The organism is Streptomyces toxytricini (assembly GCF_014649915.1).
Classification (GTDB): domain Bacteria; phylum Actinomycetota; class Actinomycetes; order Streptomycetales; family Streptomycetaceae; genus Streptomyces; species Streptomyces toxytricini.
In genome coordinates this window covers 104,416-119,144 of the sequence record NZ_BMTY01000015.1, presented here as the reverse complement: position 1 = coordinate 119,144, position 14,729 = coordinate 104,416, and the positions used below count along the sequence as shown (strand labels likewise).

General features: G+C 76.7%; 12 protein-coding genes and 1 pseudogene. 8 read left to right on the top strand and 5 right to left on the bottom strand.

What is annotated here, in order from left to right; translation table 11 throughout:
* Window positions 1–85 precede the first annotated feature (85 nt).
* From IE170_RS20215 to IE170_RS20205, 3 genes are all read right to left on the bottom strand, one after another.
* Entirely contained in the window at window positions 86–1,093 is a 1,008-nt protein-coding gene (locus IE170_RS20215; RefSeq protein WP_189810817.1) for an N-acetylmuramoyl-L-alanine amidase, read from the bottom strand.
* A 119-nt stretch (window positions 1,094–1,212) separates the two neighbouring features.
* Complete coding sequence (locus IE170_RS20210; RefSeq protein WP_189810816.1) at window positions 1,213–1,863, bottom strand: class I SAM-dependent methyltransferase; 651 nt, start codon at window positions 1,861–1,863, stop codon at window positions 1,213–1,215.
* 41 nt (window positions 1,864–1,904) lie between these two features.
* Window positions 1,905–2,966, bottom strand: a complete 1,062-nt coding sequence (locus IE170_RS20205) for a polyprenyl synthetase family protein (RefSeq protein ID WP_229884993.1) — start codon at window positions 2,964–2,966, stop codon at window positions 1,905–1,907.
* A 257-nt stretch (window positions 2,967–3,223) separates the two neighbouring features.
* Between IE170_RS20205 and IE170_RS20200 the strand changes: the two are divergent.
* Together IE170_RS20200 and IE170_RS20195 are read left to right on the top strand one after the other, a co-directional pair.
* Window positions 3,224–5,376, top strand: a pseudogene (locus IE170_RS20200) (acyl-CoA dehydrogenase family protein).
* A 19-nt stretch (window positions 5,377–5,395) separates the two neighbouring features.
* The gene (locus IE170_RS20195; RefSeq protein WP_189810814.1) at window positions 5,396–6,583 is read left to right on the top strand and encodes a thiolase C-terminal domain-containing protein; all 1,188 of its coding nucleotides are present in this window, start codon (window positions 5,396–5,398) and stop codon (window positions 6,581–6,583) included.
* Here the strand turns inward: IE170_RS20195 and IE170_RS20190 are convergent.
* Entirely contained in the window at window positions 6,564–6,977 is a 414-nt protein-coding gene (locus tag IE170_RS20190; protein WP_189810813.1) for a response regulator, read from the bottom strand. The genes IE170_RS20195 and IE170_RS20190 overlap by 20 nt on opposite strands.
* 227 nt (window positions 6,978–7,204) lie before the next feature.
* Between IE170_RS20190 and chsH3 the strand changes: the two genes are divergently transcribed.
* From chsH3 to IE170_RS20175, 3 genes are all read left to right on the top strand, one after another.
* Entirely contained in the window at window positions 7,205–8,059 is an 855-nt protein-coding gene (gene chsH3 / locus IE170_RS20185; protein WP_189810812.1) for an enoyl-CoA hydratase ChsH3, read from the top strand.
* 66 nt (window positions 8,060–8,125) lie between these two features.
* The gene (locus IE170_RS20180; RefSeq protein ID WP_189810811.1) at window positions 8,126–9,205 is read left to right on the top strand and encodes a Zn-dependent alcohol dehydrogenase; all 1,080 of its coding nucleotides are present in this window, start codon (window positions 8,126–8,128) and stop codon (window positions 9,203–9,205) included.
* Between the two features lie 55 nt (window positions 9,206–9,260).
* Entirely contained in the window at window positions 9,261–10,217 is a 957-nt protein-coding gene (locus IE170_RS20175; RefSeq protein WP_189810810.1) for a 3-oxoacyl-ACP reductase, read from the top strand.
* A gap of 27 nt (window positions 10,218–10,244) precedes the next feature.
* Here the strand turns inward: IE170_RS20175 and IE170_RS20170 are convergent, their stop codons facing one another.
* Window positions 10,245–11,384, bottom strand: a complete 1,140-nt coding sequence (locus tag IE170_RS20170) for a hypothetical protein (RefSeq protein ID WP_189810809.1) — start codon at window positions 11,382–11,384, stop codon at window positions 10,245–10,247.
* Window positions 11,385–11,582: 198 nt separating this feature from the next.
* Here IE170_RS20170 and IE170_RS20165 point away from each other — a divergent pair, with 198 nt between their 5' ends.
* The 3 genes from IE170_RS20165 to IE170_RS20155 are packed head-to-tail and all read left to right on the top strand — an operon-like array spanning window position 11,583 to window position 14,553.
* Window positions 11,583–12,440, top strand: coding sequence for a Nif3-like dinuclear metal center hexameric protein (locus IE170_RS20165; RefSeq protein WP_189810808.1), 858 nt, complete (start codon window positions 11,583–11,585; stop codon window positions 12,438–12,440).
* Window positions 12,437–13,180, top strand: coding sequence for a zinc ribbon domain-containing protein (locus IE170_RS20160; RefSeq protein ID WP_223856527.1), 744 nt, complete (start codon window positions 12,437–12,439; stop codon window positions 13,178–13,180). Before IE170_RS20165 ends, IE170_RS20160 begins: the two co-directional genes overlap by 4 nt.
* A complete protein-coding gene (locus tag IE170_RS20155; RefSeq protein WP_189810806.1) occupies window positions 13,180–14,553 on the top strand; it encodes a bifunctional RNase H/acid phosphatase in 1,374 nt (457 codons plus the stop codon). The genes IE170_RS20160 and IE170_RS20155 overlap by 1 nt, the downstream gene beginning before the upstream one ends.
* Window positions 14,554–14,729 lie beyond the last annotated feature (176 nt).

Sequence of the window (14,729 nt, the reverse complement as noted above, 5' to 3'; positions counted from 1 at the left end):
GGAGCAGGGGGCGGGCTGGACCATGGTACGGAGGTTTCCCGCGGCCGAGAGGACCGGGGCGGCAGGCCGCCCCCCCTCGTGAGGACTACCCGCCGAGGAAGCCGACGATCCCGTCCGCGATGCCCTGCGCGGCCTTCTGCCGCCACTGCGGACTCGTCAGCAGCGCCGCGTCCTTGCTGTCACGCATGTTGCCGCATTCGACGAACACCTTGGGCCGGGTCGAGAGATTGAGGCCGCCGAGGTCGTCGCGGACGACCAAACCGGTGCCGCCGCCGAGGTAGTTGGCGGGGCCGGAGCCGGTGGCGCGCGCGAAGTTCGCGGCGATCCGCTCGCCGAGCGTCCGGGACGGGCCGACGATCGCGGCGGTGTCCGCGGCGCCGCCCTTGACCTTGGCGGGGAGGATGACGTGGTAGCCGCGGCTGCCCTCGGAGACGCCGTCCGCGTGGACGGAGACGACGGCGTCGGCGTTCGCCTCGTTGCCGATGCGGGCCCGCTCGGTGATGCAGGGCCCCCAGGCGCGGTCGGCCTCGTGCGTGAACACCACCTTCAGGCCGCGGCCTTCGAGGAGGGTGCGCAGCCGGCGGGAGACGTCGAGGGTGAAGTCGGCTTCCTTGTAGCCGGCGCGGGTGGTGGTGCCGGTGGTGTCGCACTCCTTGCGGGCGGTCCCGATGTCGACCTGCTGGTTGATCTCGCGGCTGTGGTCGAAGTTGCCGGTGTTGTGCCCGGGGTCGATGACCACGGTCTTGCCGGCGAGGGGGGAGGTGGCGCCGGGGGAGGGCGCTGGGCCGCCGCTCGCCGAGGGGCCGGTGCTCGGGGAGGAGCTCGCGGAGGCGGTGGCGGTCGGTGAGGCGGTGGAGGTCGGGGTGGCGGTCGGTGTGCCGGTGCCCATCGCGGCCGGCGCCGCGATGCGGGGCGGACGGGCGTCGTCCGCCCCGGCACCGGTGCCGACCTGGACCAGGACCCAGCCGGCCAGGGTGGTCGGGGCGATGACCGCCGCGGCGACGGCGAGGGCGGAGCGGCGCGCGAAGCGCCGACGGTCCGCGCCGGGCGCGGGGGCGGTCTCGGGCTGCGGGGGGCTGTCGTCGTAGCGCACGGCGCGATGCTAGACCGGGCCCGCTTGCGCGGCCGGGCACTGGGCCGTCCGAGGGCGCGGTGCGATCGTGTGCTGATATGCCCCGTGTGCCCCGTGTGCCCCGGGCGGCCGGCGCCTGCTCAGATGCCGGGCCCGGTGCGGCGCAGGATTCGCAGCGAGTCGGTCGCCGAGACCTCCTCGAACGCGCCGGAGTCCAGAGCGCGCAGGTAGATCCGGTACGGGGCCTGCCCGCCGTCGGCCGGGTCGGGGAAGACGTCGTGGATCGCGAGGGTGCCGCCCTCGGCCAGGTGCGGGGCCCACCCCTCGTAGTCGCCGGCGGCGTGCTCGTCGGTGTGGCCGCCGTCGATGAAGACGAAGCCGAGCGGGCCGCCCCAGACGGCGGCGACCTGCGGGGACCGGCCCACGACGGCGACGACGTGCTCCTCCAGCCCCGCCCGGTGCAGGGTGCGGCGGAAGGTCGGCAGGGTGTCCATCAGCCCGATCTCGGGGTCGACGACGGTCGGGTCGTGGTACTCCCAGCCCGGCTGCTGCTCCTCGCTGCCGCGGTGGTGGTCGACGGTGACGGCGCTCACGCCGGCCTCCCGGGCGGCGTCGGCCAGCAGGATCGTCGAGCGCCCGCAGTACGTGCCCACCTCCAGCAGCGGCAGCCCGAGCGCAGCGGCCGCGGCGGCCGCCTCGTACAGCGCGAGCCCCTCGCGCAGGGGCATGAAGCCCTTGGCGGCCTCGAAGGCGGCGAGGGTCTCCGGCTTGGGGGTGGCGGCGGGGGCCATGGGTTCCTCCTGTGCTGCGCGTGGGCGGAGCCCATGCTGCCCTACCGCCCGGTAGGCCGCCACGGCCGGGTCGGCTGCGCGTCCGCGGCAGGGCCGGGCGGCGGGAGCAGCAGCGCCGACGCATGGTCCACGAGGCGCTGCAGCGCCGGCAGGTACCGCTCGTGGCCGCCGAGCGCGGCGAGCACGCGGTGGGCACGGGCGCGGAACGCGCCGAGGCCGGCGCGGTGGCGGTCGAGCACGGCGGGCGCGAGGAGGGCCGCCAGGAGCTCCGACCGGGCGGCGGCGGACCGGCGCGCGGCCTCGGACAGGGCGAGCAGGCGGTCCCGGCCGGCGGGTGGGGCGGCGCCTTCGAGGGCGCAGGCGAGCAGGTGGGTCGGTGTGCCGTTGCGGAGGTCCTCGTGCCGGCCGGTCAGGATGTCCTCCTGGTCGTTGAACAGCTGCCACAGGATGCCGAACAGGGCGCCGAACTCCCGCCAGGACTCCACGCGCTGCGGCTCCGCCCCCGACAGCCGCGCCGCCATCGCGGTGATCATCGAGTAGGGGCCGCCGGACTTCCCGCGGTAGGCGGCGACCGCGGATTCCGGGGTGGCGTGCGCGGCGGTCGTGCCGATGTCGGCCAGCTGCCCCTCCGCGGCGGCGGTCCAGGCGGTCAGGACCTCGGAGGCCAGGGCGGCGCGTGTCGCGGGCGGGGCGGGAAGGGCCTCGACGATCCGCAGCGGCAGGACGCTCCCGGCGAGGAAGGCGGCCATCAGCTCCTCGCTCGGGCCGGCTCCGGCCCCGGTCACGGCCCCGGACTCCCCGCGGCCCGTACGGCCGGGGGCGTCGGCCAGGTCGTCGAGGTGGCAGGCGGAGGTCCACCACAGCACGTGCAGGGCGGCGAGCGGGGCGGCGGGGGCGGGTTCGCCGGTCTCCGTTCCGTGCACGAGCAGCGGCAGCAGCCACAGGGGGTGCCGCAGCGGGTGGCGGCGCAGCAGCCCCGCGACCGCGCCGCGGGCGGCGCGCGCGTCCGCTTCCGGCCCCAGCCGCCGGATGGCGGCGTCCAGTTCCGCCTCGACGTCGAGGGGGACCAGCGCGTGGAGGTCCGCGTACGGAAGGGGGTGCACGGGCCGTTTCCTTCCCGGAGGCGGCTGCGGGGGGCGGCGGCCTGGGCCGCCCCCGGATTCGATCATTCGGGAACGGGCCGGATCCAGAGCGATTTCGGCCGCGTCCCGTTGCGGCACCCGACAACCGCCGCTCCCCGCCATGCATCTGACCTTCCGTCAGAATGGAACGTGTTCTACCCTGGCCCGCGGTCGCGCCGCCGGGTACCCCGGGCGCGTCCGCCGGGACGTCGGGGCACCGGAGGGGCGGCAGGATCCGCATGGGCATCGCCATCACGCAGGAGCAGCAGGACCTGGCCGCCGCCGTGCGCGGCTGGGCCGCCCGCCACGTCCCGCCCGACCGGGTCCGCGCCCTGCTGGACGCGCCGCCCCGCACCGGGGAGCGCCCCGCCTGGTGGGACGGCCTCGCCGCAGCCGGGCTCCTCGCCCCCCACCTGGAGGGCGGCACCCTCCTCGACCTGGCCGTCGCCGTCGAGGAGGCCGCCCGCGCCGCGCTGCCCGGCCCTTTCCTGCCCAGCTCCCTCGCCTCCGCCCTGCTGGACCGGGCCGGAGCCGCCGACCTGGCCGCCGCGCTCGCCGACGGCACCCGCATCGGGGCCGTCGCCCTCGGGCCCGGCACCCTGACCGCCGCCCCCGCCCCCGGCGGCGGACACCTCCTCGACGGCCTCGCCCCTCCCGTCCTCGGCGCCGGCGAGGCCGACCTCGTCCTCCTCGCCGCCGCCACCCCCGCCGGCACCCGCTGGTTCGCCGTCGACACCGCCGCCCTCGCCGTCCGCACCCACACCGCCCCGACCCGACCCGCCCCACCGCCGAGGTACGGGCCCTGCGCACCCCCGTCCCGCCCGACCGGCTCCTCGCCCTCGACGACGGCCTCGTCCGCGACCTCGCCCGCACCCTCTTCGCCGCCGACGCCTGCGGCACCGCCGCCTGGGCCGTGCACACCGCCGCCGAACACGCCAAGGTCCGCGAGCAGTTCGGCCGGCCCATCGGCCGCTTCCAGGGCGTCAAGCACCTGTGCGCCGACATGCTCGTCCGCCTGGAGCAGGCCCGCGCCCTGGCCTGGGACGCCGCCCGCGCCGCCGACGGGCCGCCCGCCGGCCGCCCGCTCGCCGCCGCGCTCGCCGCCGCCACCGCCCTGGACGCCTCGTACGGATGCGCCAAGGACTGCATCCAGATCCTCGGCGGCACCGGCTTCACCTGGGAGCACGACGCCCACCTCCACCTGCGGCGGGCCCTCGTGGCCCGCCAGCTCCTCGGCCCCGGCGACGAGCACCGGCTGCACGCCGCGGACCTCGCCGCCGCCGGCGCCCGCCGCGAGGTCCGCACCGACCTCCCCCCGCAGGCCGAGCGGTACCGGCCCGCCGCCCGCCGCGCCGCCGAAGGCGCCCGCGGCCTCGACCCGGCCGGCGCCCGCCGCGCCCTCGCCCCCACCGGGTACGCCGCCCCGCACCTGCCGCCCCCCTGGGGACTCGGCGCCGGGCCCCTGGAACAGCTCGTCGTCGCGCAGGAGCTGGCCCGGGCCGGCGTACGGATCTCCGACCTCGGGATCGCCACCTGGGTCGTGCCCTCCCTGATCGCCCACGGCACCCCCGGGCAGCAGGCCGCCTACCTCCCCGCCACCCTGCTCGGCGACCTCGCCTGGTGCCAGCTCTTCTCCGAGCCCGGCGCCGGATCCGACCTCGCCTCCCTGCGCACCCGGGCCGAGCGGACCGGCCCGGACGGGGCCTGGCGGATCACCGGCCAGAAGGTGTGGACGAGCGCCGCCCGCACCGCCGACCACGGCATCCTCCTCGCCCGCACCGACCCGGACGCCCCCCGCCACCGCGGCCTCGGCTGCTTCCTCGTCGACATGCGCGCCACCCCCGGCATCGACATCCGGCCGCTGCGCGAGATCACCGGTGACACCCTCTTCAACGAGGTCTGGTTCGACGGCGCGCTGCTGCCCGCCGACGCCCTCCTCGGCAAGCCCGGCGACGGCTGGGCCGTCGCCCGCACCACCCTCGGCAACGAGCGCGTCCACATGGCCGACCAGGTCGCCTTCGGCACCGGCCTGGAGGCGCTCCTCGCCCGCGCCCCCGGACTCGACGGCGCCCGCCGAGCCCGCCTCGGGGCACTGGCCGCCGAAGCCCACGCACTGGCCTGCATCGGGCTGCGCACCACGCTCCGGCAGGTCTCCGGGCTGGAGCCGGGCGCCGGCGCCTCGATCCGCAAGCTCGTGCAGACCGCGCACCAGCAGCGGGTCGCCGAACTGGCCCTGGAGCTCCTCGGCCCCGAGGGCGCCGTACGGGAGGGGCCGGGGGAGCGGGCCGTCCACGGGATGCTGCTGTCCCGCTGCCTGACCATCGCCGGGGGCACCACGCAGGTCCAGCTGAACGTCGTCGCCGAGCGGATCCTCGGCCTCCCCAGGGACTGAAGGAAGGGACGGGACGGGCATGAAGTCGTACGTCGCCGGAGTCGGGATGACCCGCTTCGAGAAGCCCGAGACGGCCGACCGGCCGTACTGGGAGCTCGCCGAGGAGGCCGGCCGGGCCGCCCTCGCGGACGCAGGGATCGGCTACGAGCAGGTCGAGCACGTCGCCGTCGGCTACTGCTTCCAGCCCTCCACCGCCGGGCAGCGTGCCGCGTACGGGCTGGGGCTGACCGGCGTCCCCGTCTACAACGTGAACAACAACTGCGCGACCGGCGCCACCGCCCTGGTGGTGGCCCGGCAGCTCGTCGCGGGCGGGCTCGCCGACTGCGTGCTGGCCCTCGGCTTCGAGAAGATGAAGAAGGGCTCCCTCGGCTCCGGGGCCGGCGCGGGCGACTTCGGGGCCTCCCCGGTCGCCCGGCACTACGGGATCATGGCCGCCCGGCACGGCTTCGGGCAGTCGCCGCCGACCGCGCAGCTCTTCGGGAACGCCGCCCGCGAGCACATGGAGCGGTACGGCACCACCCCGGAGCAGCTCGCGGCGGTCGCCGCGAAGAACCACCGGCACTCCGCGGACAACCCGTACGCCCAGTTCCGGGACGTGTACACGGTCGAGGAGGTCCTCGCCGCGAAGCCCGTCCACGAACCGCTGACCCGGCTCCAGTGCTCGCCCACCTCGGACGGCGCCGCCGCGGCCGTCGTCGTCTCCGAGCGGTTCCTCGTACGGCACGGACTGCACGCCGAGGCCGTCGAGATCGCCGGGCAGGCGATGGCCACCGACACCCCGGCCACCTTCGCCTCCGGCTCCTGCATCGACGTCGTCGGCAAGCCGGTGACGGCGGCCGCGGCCCGGCAGGCCTTCGCGGCCGCCGGCCTCGGCGTCGACGACGTCGACGTCATCGAGCTCCACGACTGCTTCTCCGTCAACGAGCTCCTGACCTACGAGGCCCTCGGCATGTGCGCCGACGGGGAATCGGGCCCCCTCGTGGAGAGCGGCGCGACGACGTACGGCGGACGCTGGGTGGTCAACCCCTCCGGCGGGCTGATCTCCAAGGGCCACCCGCTGGGCGCCACCGGGCTCGCACAGACCGCCGAACTGGTCTGGCAGCTGCGCGGGGAGGCCGGGGACCGGCAGGTCCGCGGGGCCGCGGTCGGGCTGGCCCACAACATCGGCCTGGGCGGCGCGGCCGTCGTCACCCTGCTGCGCCGCTGAGGCCGCCGGAGCCGGGGTCGGGGCGGGCGGGGGCTGCCAGGGCCGGGTCGACCACCGTCTCGCCGCGGGAGGCGCGCCGGACGGCGTCCGCCAGCTCCTCCAGCGGCCCGTCCCGCACCACCAGCCCGGCCGCCCCCGCCGCCAGGGCTGCGTCCAGCAGCCCGGGGCGCGCCGAGCCGGCCATCACCAGCACCCGGCACTCGGGGTCCTCCTCCCGCAGCGCGGTGACGGCCGACAGCTCCTGGACCAGCGCCACCGCGGGCCGGGCCGTCGCGGAGGCGACCATCTCGATGTCCGGCTGGAGCCCCAGCCGCAGTGCGAGCGCCGGGTCCGGCGGGAAGAGGAGCACCCGCAGTGACCCGGCGGGGCGGCGGTCCGCCGGCAGTTCGTCCACGCCGCCAGCGTAGGGCGCAGCCTCGCGCCGGCGGTTGCAACACGCTCCCGGACACGTCCATCTGACACGCAGTCAGCAGCCTTCCCATGTGGTGGGGCGTGCGTTATACATGCCTCACCGGTGGACACTGGAACGCGTTCTAGAACCGGTCCCGCATGCGACCTCGGTGCGGCCGACGGTGCGGACGACCGCGCCGAGGTCTTCCACGGACAAGGAGCACCATCCCCATGCCGATCGACGCCGCCAGGGCCCTCGCCGCCGACCCCCGCCGCGGGGACATCGCCTGGGACCACAAGGACATCCAGCTCTACCACCTGGGCCTCGGCGCCGGCATCCCCGCCACCGACCCCGACGAGCTCCGCTACACCCTGGAGTCCCGGCTCCACGTCCTGCCCAGCTTCGCCACCGTCGCCGGCGCCGGCATGGCCATGCTCGGCGGGCTCTCCGCACCGGGGATCGAGGTCGACCTCGCCGCCGTCCTGCACGGCGGCCACTCCATCGAGCTGCACCGGCCCATCCCCGTGGCGGGCAGGGCGACCGCCTCGTCCAAGGTCGCGGCCGTCTGGGACAAGGGCAAGGCCGCCGTCATCGTGCTCCGCTCCGAGGTCGCCGACGCCGACGGCCCCCTGTGGACCAGTGACGCGCAGATCTTCGTCCGCGGAGAGGGCGGCTTCGGCGGCGACCGCGGCCCCTCCGCCCGCTCCGAGACCCCCGACCGGGCCCCCGACCGGGTCGTGGAGCGCCCCGTCCGCGAGGAGCAGGCGCTGCTCTACCGGCTCTCCGGGGACTGGAACCCGCTGCACGCCGACCCCGAGTTCGCCAAGACGGCCGGCTTCGACCGCCCGATCCTGCACGGCCTGTGCTCGTACGGGATGGCCCTCAAGGCCGTCGTCGACACCGCGCTCGGCGGGGACGTCACCCGCGTCCGCGCCTACCGCACCCGGTTCGCCGGCGTCGCCTACCCGGGGGAGACGCTGCGGATCCGGATGTGGGAGGAGCCCGGCCGGGTGCGCGTCGAGGTGGGCGCGGCCGAGCGGGGCGACGCCCCCGTCCTCGCCGACACCGTCGTCGAGCACGGCTAGCCGCACAGCCGCCCCTGCCCCCCCAGCCACCCGCACCCCAGTAGCCCCAAGCCGAGGAGCCGCACCGTGCGCGCAGCGCTGCAGAGCGAGATAGGCCAGGACAAGCTCGAGGTCGTCGACGACATGGAGGCCGTGGGCTTCGGGCCCGGCCGGGTGCGGATCCGCATCAGGGCCACCGGCCTGTGCCACTCCGACCTGTCCGCGATGAGCGGGGTGCTGCCGCAGCCCGCGCCGTTCGTCCCCGGGCACGAGGGCGCGGGCGAGATCACCGACGTCGGGGACGGCGTCACCACCCATGCGGTCGGCGACCGCGTCCTCGTCTGCTGGCTGCCGCCCTGCCGGGACTGCCCGGCGTGCCGGCGCGGCCAGGGGCACCTGTGCCTGGCGGCCTTCGGGAACGCCGCCACCCCGAACTTCCGGCGCGCCGCCGGCGGCGACGTCTTCGGGTTCGCCGGCACCGGCACCTTCGCCGAGGAGCTCGTCGTCCCCGCCGCCTGCGCGGTGAAGATCCCCGACGACGTGCCGTACGACATCGCCGCGCTCATCGGCTGCGGCGTCACCACCGGGCTCGGCGCGGCGATCAACACGGCGCAGGTCGAGGCCGGGTCGTCCGTCGCCGTCATCGGCTGCGGCGGCGTCGGCATCTCCGTCGTCCAGGGCGCCAAGGTGCAGGGCGCCGCTCAGGTCGTCGCCGTCGACCCGGTCGCCGCCCGGCGCGAGGCGGCGCTGCGGTTCGGCGCCACCGAGGCGGTCGCACCCGACGCCTTCGCCGACGCCCGGCAGCGGATCACCGGCGGCGAGGGGTTCGACTACGTCTTCGAGGTCGTGGGCCGGTCCGCGACCGTGCGGACCGCGTACGAGATGACCCGGCGCGGCGGCTCCGTCGTCGTGGTCGGCGCGGGCGCCCTCGACGACGAGTACTCCGTCGACATGTTCTCCCTCTTCTTCGACGAGAAGCGGATCCTGCCGTCCATGTACGGCGGCGGGGACGTGCTGCGGTCCTACGAGCGCACCATCGCCCTGTGGCGGGCCGGCCGTGTCGACCTCGCCGGGCTGATCACGCACCGGGTGCAGCTCGCCGAGGTCAACGACGCCCTGGACCAGATGCGCACCGGGACGGCCCTGCGCACCTGCATCGAGCTCTAGCTCCCCACACGCCCGCGCCCGTACGCCCGTACGCCCGTCGGAGAGGAACCCGCAGATGCCGCTTCCGCTTGAGGGACTGTCCGCCGTCGTCACCGGCGCCGGCCGGGGCCTCGGCCGCGCCGAGGCGCTGGAACTGGCCCGCCTCGGCGCCGCCGTGGTCGTCAACGACCTGGGCCGGACCGGCCGCGACGGCTCGGGCGACGCGTCCGCCGGCCCGGCACAGGAGGTCGCCGAGGAGATCCGCGCGGCGGGCGGCCGGGCCGTGGCGCACGCCGGGGACGTGGCGGACTTCGGGCAGGCCCGCGAACTCGTCGAACTGGCCGTCGACACCTTCGGCAAGCTGGACGTCCTGGTCAACAACGCCGGGATCCTCCGCGACCGGATGGTGTTCTCCATGTCTGAGGACGAATGGGACTCGGTGGTCCGCGTCCACCTCAAGGGCCACTTCAACACCACCCGCTTCGCCGCCGCGCACTGGCGGGAGCGGTCGAAGGCGGCGGGCGGCCCGGTCTTCGGGCGGATCGTCAACACCTCCTCCGAGGCCTTCCTCGGCGGCTCGGCCGGCCAGCCGAACTACGCGGCGGCCAAGGGCGGCATCGTCGGCCTGACCACCTCGACCGCGCTCGCCCTCGCCAAGTACGGGGTCACGGCCAATGCGATCTGCCCGCGGGCGCGGACCCGGATGACGGAGGACGTCTTCGCCGGGTTCGGCGTGCCGGACGACGGCCGCCCCGACCCGCTGGCCCCCGAGCACGTCGCCCCGCTCGTCGGCTACCTGGCCTCGCCGGCCGCGGGGCGGGTGAACGGGCAGCTGCTCGTCGTCCACGGCGGGATCGTCGCCGTGATGGAGCGGCCCCGGGTGGCGGCCGTGTTCGACACCGCCAAGGACGTCTTCTCGTACGAGGAGCTGGACGCGCTCCTCACGCCCCACTACGCGGGCCGCCCGGACGGCGAGACCTTCGCCGCGGCCGAGGTGTTCGGCCTGCGGCACGGCCAGGCGGCGGCCGGGTAGGAGCGGACCGGCCGGGCGCGGGGCCGGTCAGGGCGCGGCGGTCCGGAGCGGGGCCTGCTGGAGCGGCACCGGGCGGGGCGGCACCGGCTCGGCCGCCGCCCCCGGCACCGCCCCCGGCGCGGCCGGGGCGGCGGTGGGCGGGGCCTCGACCCGGAGCGGGCTCGGAGGTGCGTCGGGCATCGCCACGCCGGCGATCCCGCAGGGCACCTCGGACGTGGAGTACGGCAGCCGGAGGCGGCCGTCGGCGCCCCACACGCCGGTGCCGAGCCAGCCGGCCGGCGCGGCGAGACGGAAGACGCGCCGGTCGGCGGGCCGCCACAGGGCGACGTCGCCCCAGCCGCCCGCGCCCTCCTCCAGCCGGAACGCGACCCCGCACGTCTCCGGCATCAGCGCCCGGCCCGGCTGGACCGCGAACGGGACCGCCGGCAGGCCGCGCAGGCACTCCGGGAAGCGGACCGGCCGGGCGCTGCCGAGGACGCCCCAGCCCAGGCGGGGCTCGCCCGCCGCGTCCGACCGGACCAGCACCAGCCCGCTGTCGGGGTCGGCGAACAGCAGCCGGTCCTCGCTGCCGTCCGCGATCTGCAGCAGCGGGGTGGCCTCGCCGCGCCCCAGGTCCACGGCGACGGCCTTCACCGTGCCCTCCCGCTCGCGGTCCAGGGCCAGCATGCGGCCGCCGCGGTCCAGCCAGACGCCGCCGGTGCAGCGGCCGGGGATCCGGGCCACGGGCCCGAAGGGGCCGCCCGCCACCCGCCAGACGGCGGAGCCGCCGACCGAGGAGGCCAGCGCGTAGGCGGCCGCCCCGCCGGGCGGCGGGGGCAGCAGGGACACCCGTACGCCCTCCCGGCCCGGGACCACCGAGCCCAGGGCGAGCTCGCCCGTCCGCGGCCCGGCCCCGGCGCCGCCCGTCGGGTACAGCAGGGCGAAGGCGTGCCGGTCCGCGACCCGCCGGTGGATCAGGACCCGCCCGTCGGCGAGCGGCTGCACCTCGCTGTCGGCCTCCTCGGGCTGGGCCAGCGGCAGCGGCACCGCGTACGGCTCGGGGCCGGCCAGCGTCCAGCGCTCCGGGTAGCGGGCCTCGCCGCTCCCGGCGAGCCGGGCCGCGTACGAGCCGTCCGCGGCGATGGTGAACGGGGCAGCCGTCGTGATCTCGATGGCACAGACAGTCATCCGTGCGTCACCTCCGGTGAGGAAGCTAGTTTTCGCACTTCCAGCCGAACAACACGACCTCCCACGCTTCACCCTTAAGGGTGGCCCGGCGGCGTTTCGCGCCGGGCCGCGCCGCCGCCTGTGCTGCCCGCCCGGTGCCCGCGGCGGGAGCGCCGCGGGCGGAGCTTTCCGATTCCGTACGGACGGTAGCCTTGGCCTGTGCCACGTCTCTCTGAAGTCATCGCCGCGCTGGACGCTCTCTGGCCCCCCTCGCGGGCCGAGGAGTGGGACGCGGTCGGAACCGTCTGCGGCGACCCCGATGCCGAGGTCGCGCGGGTCCTGTTCGCGGTCGACCCCGTGCAGGAGGTCGTCGACGAGGCGGTGGAGCTGGGCGCCGACCTGCTCGTCACCCACCACCCCCTCTACCTCCGCGGCACCACCACGGTCTCCGCCGGCACGTTCAAGGGCCGCGCCGTGCACACGCTGATCAAGAACGACATCGCGCTGCACGTCGCCCACACCAACGCCGACACGGCCGACCCCGGCGTCTCCGACGCCCTCGCCGGTGCACTCGACCTGCGGATCACCGGCCCGCTGGTGCCGGACCCGACCGACCCGCAGGGCCGCCGCGGCCTCGGCCGGATCTGCGAACTCGACCGCCCGGAGACCCTCCGCGAGTTCGCGGCCCGCGCCGCCGCCCGGCTGCCGCGGACCGCGCAGGGCATCCGCGTCGCCGGCGACCCCGACATGACCGTCCGCACCGCCGCCGTCAGCGGCGGCTCCGGCGACAGCCTGTTCGCGCAGGTGCGGGCGGCCGGCGTGGACGTCTTCCTCACCGCCGACCTGCGCCACCACCCGGCGTCCGAGGCCCGCGAGCAGAGCCCCCTCGCGCTCGTCGACGCCGCCCACTGGGCCACCGAGTGGCCCTGGTGCGAGCAGGCCGCGGCCCAGCTCGACGCCGTCTCCGAGCGCCACGGATGGGGCCTGCGCACCCACGTGTCCCGCAAGGTCACCGACCCCTGGACGGCGCACGCGCCGTCCGCAACCTCCCCGACTACCCCTGGAGCCCCCAACTGAACGCCGAGCCCGCCGACCAGATCCGACTCCTCGACGTCCAGGCCCTGGACGTGCGGCTGTCGCAGCTCGCCCACAAGCGGACGTCGCTGCCGGAGCACGCCGAGGTCGATTCGCTGACCAAGGACCTGTCCCAGCAGCGCGACCTGCTCGTGGCGGCGCAGACGCAGGCGAGCGACGCCGCCCGCGAGCAGGCCAAGGCCGAGCAGGACGTCGACCAGGTCCGCCAGCGGGCCGCCCGCGACCAGCAGCGGCTCGACTCGGGCGCCGGCATGTCCCCGCGCGACCTGGCGAACCTGCAGAGCGAGGTCGTCTCGCTCGCCAAGCGCCAGGCCGACCTGGAGGACGTCGTCCTCGAGGTGATGGAGCGCCTGGAGGCCGCGCAGGAGCGCGTCGGTGAGCTCACCGAGCGCGTCTCCGCCCTGGAGGCGAAGCTCGCGGACGCCACCTCCCGGCGCGACGCCGCCACCGGCGAGCTCGACGCGGAGACCGCCCGCATCACGAAGGAGCGCGAGCTCGTCGCCGCCTCCCTCCCCGCGGACCTGGTGGCCCTGTACGAGAAGATCCGCGCCAAGCAGGGCGGCGTCGGCGCGGCCCGCCTGTACCAGCGCCGCTGCGAGGGCTGCCGGCTGGAGCTCGACATGGCCGAGGTCAACGAGATCAAGGCGGCGGCCGCGAACCGGGTCGTCCGGCACGACAACTGCGGCCGCATCCTGGTCCGTACGGCGGACTCGGGCATCTGATGCCCCGGCTGGTCGTGGAGGCGGACGGCGGATCCCGGGGCAACCCGGGGCCCGCCGGCTACGGCGCGGTCGTCCTGGACCCGGAGACGGGACAGACGCTGGCGGAGCGCGCCGAGTACATCGGCGTCGCCACGAACAACGTGGCCGAGTACCGGGGGCTGATCGCCGGGCTGAAGGCCGCCCGCGAGCTGGACCCCGAGGCGGCGGTCGAGGTCCGGATGGACTCCAAGCTCGTCGTCGAGCAGATGTCGGGCCGCTGGAAGATCAAGCACCCCGACATGAAGCCGCTCGCGGCGGAGGCGGCGGCGGTCCTGCCGCGCGGCCGGGTCACCTACGAGTGGATCCCGCGCGAGCGGAACCGGCACGCGGACCGGCTCGCCAACGAGGCGATGGACGCGGGGCGGGCCGGCCGGCAGTGGGAGCCGTCCGCCTCGGCGGCCGCCCTGGACGCGTCGGCGGCCCGCACCCTGGCCGCACCGCCGCCGTCGGGCCCCCCGGGCGACGCCGCGGCAGGCGCGGCCGCGGTCCGCGCAGCCCTGGCCGCCTCGACGGCGACCGCGGGGTCCGCTGCCGCGGCGACAGCGGCGACGGCGCCCGCGGAGGCACAGGCCGCCACCGCGCCGGCCACGGCCACTCCGGCACCGGCCGTGGTCCCCGCCCCGGCTGCCGAAGGGGCGCCGGCTCCCGCCGAGGGCGCGCCGGTCGCCGCGGCGCCGCAGGCAGGCCGGGGCTGGGGCCCCGCCGACCTCGGCCCCCCGTCGACGTTCGTCCTGCTCAGGCACGGCGAGACGGCCCTCACGCCGCAGAAGCGCTTCTCCGGCAGCGGCGGCAGCGACCCCGAACTGTCCCCCGCGGGCCGCCGGCAGGCGTACGCGGTGGCCGAGGCGCTGGCCGCGCGCGGCACCATCCAGACGGTCGTCAGCTCGCCGCTGCGCCGCTGCCGGGAGACCGCGCAGACGGTCGCGGACCGGCTCGGCCTCGGCGTCACCGTCGAAGAGGGCCTGCGCGAAGTCGACTTCGGCGCCTGGGAGGGGCTGACCTTCGGCGAGGTGCAGGAACGCCACCCGGACGACCTCCAGGCCTGGCTGGAATCCCCGAAGGCCGCCCCGACGGGCGGCGGCGAGAGCTTCGCGGCCGCCACCCGGCGGATCTCCGCGGCCCGCGACCGGCTGCTGGCCGCGCACCGGGGCCGCACCGTGCTGCTGGTCACGCACGTCACCCCGGTGAAGATCCTGGTCCGCCTGGCCCTCGGCGCCCCGCCGGAGTCCCTGTTCCGCATGGAACTGGCGGCGGCGTCCCTCTCGGCGGTCGCCTACTACGGCGACGGCAACGCCTCCCTCCGCCTCCTCAACGACACGTCCCACCTCCGCTGACCCGCCCGCCCGGCGCGCACCCGCGCGCCGGGCGGGGGAACGGGAGGGCAAAGGCGTGGATTCGGGGAAGCGGCGGCGAGGCCCGGAGGCACGCGGCAGGCAGGTGACACCTCGAACCGGAGCTCCCCGGGGACTCCCCGGGTTTCGGGCAGGCGAAGCCGGCGGGGCTCCACCCC

Excerpts from the sequence above, each read along its gene's own strand:
- IE170_RS20170 (WP_189810809.1), bottom strand. The coding sequence starts at position 11,384 with ATGACTGTCTGTGCCATCGAGATCACGACGGCTGCCCCGTTCACCATC.
- IE170_RS20210 (WP_189810816.1), bottom strand. The coding sequence starts at position 1,863 with ATGGCCCCCGCCGCCACCCCCAAGCCGGAGACCCTCGCCGCCTTCGAG.
- IE170_RS20175 (WP_189810810.1), top strand. The coding sequence starts at position 9,261 with ATGCCGCTTCCGCTTGAGGGACTGTCCGCCGTCGTCACCGGCGCCGGC.
- chsH3 (WP_189810812.1), top strand. The coding sequence starts at position 7,205 with ATGCCGATCGACGCCGCCAGGGCCCTCGCCGCCGACCCCCGCCGCGGG.
- IE170_RS20155 (WP_189810806.1), top strand. The coding sequence starts at position 13,180 with ATGCCCCGGCTGGTCGTGGAGGCGGACGGCGGATCCCGGGGCAACCCG.
- IE170_RS20195 (WP_189810814.1), top strand. The coding sequence starts at position 5,396 with ATGAAGTCGTACGTCGCCGGAGTCGGGATGACCCGCTTCGAGAAGCCC.